1 pseudogene is annotated in these 1,032 nt (G+C 66.4%); it reads left to right on the forward strand.

Annotated elements, in window-relative coordinates:
- Positions 1–295: 295 nt before the first annotated feature.
- Positions 296–991 (forward strand): annotated as a pseudogene (locus AB4Y84_RS22345) (TonB-dependent receptor plug domain-containing protein); the annotation flags it as partial.
- Positions 992–1,032 lie beyond the last annotated feature (41 nt).

Consider the following 1,032-nt stretch of genomic DNA (forward strand, 5'->3'; position numbering starts at 1 on the left):
CGGCGTCGAGAGCCAATTGCCGCGCCTGAACATCCTTGCTGAACGCCTGGCTCCCGACGAATAGCTCTATCGCGCGGAACGCAGGCACAGCCGCTGGCTATTTGTAAATGGAAACAATTCCCATTACGATATTCGCGTTTTCCGGGCAGCCAGGACGGTTCGTCCGTGCTCGCATTGCCCAGCCACCGCCCTGAAACACAGGGCTTCGCCAGCGACGTGAGATCCCCACCAGCCGCGGCGCCAGACCATCCGGGAAGCCGGTCGGACGCACGCACGTGCCCGTCCAGGAACCTTGATGACCCGTTCGACCTCCCCCCTGCTGCCGCATCGCCTGTCCGCAGCGGTGCTCTCCGCCCTGTGCCTGGCCGCCGCCCCGGCCGCCTTCGCCGAAACCGTCGCCGACCCGACCACGCTCGACAAGGTCGTGGTGAAGGGCGAGCGTGCCGAAGGCTATTCGGTGCGCCGCACCTCGGCCGGTACCCGCTTCGACCTGGCGCCGCGCGAAATCCCGCAATCGGTCAGCATCATCAGTCATCAGCGCATCGAAGATCAGAAGCTGGACGACATCATCGACGTGCTGGGCAACACCACCGGCGTGACCAGCACGCAGTCGGACAGCGAGCGCACCGAGTTCTACGCGCGCGGCTTCTACATCGACAGCTACCAGTTCGATGGCCTGCCCACGCAGATGGTGCAGAACTGGAGCTACGGCGACTCCGGCCTGGACCTGGCCCTGTACGACCGCGTGGAAGTGGTGCGCGGCGCCACCGGCCTGCTCAGTGGCGCCGGCAACCCGTCGGCATCGGTGAACCTGATCCGCAAGCACGCCGACAGCGCTGAGTTGACCGGCAGCGTGTCGGTGAACGTCGGCAGCTGGGGCCGCACCCGCACCACCGTGGACGTGGGCAGCGCGCTCAATGCCAGCGGTACGGTGCGTGGCCGGGTGATCGGCAGCTACCTGGACACCGACGGCCAGATGGATCGCTACAACCCGCCTGGATGCGACCGGTGCGGGTATTGAAGGCCTTGTGC

Origin of the sequence: Stenotrophomonas sp. 2YAF22, from assembly GCF_052114665.1 — a bacterium.
Classification (GTDB): domain Bacteria; phylum Pseudomonadota; class Gammaproteobacteria; order Xanthomonadales; family Xanthomonadaceae; genus Stenotrophomonas; species Stenotrophomonas indicatrix.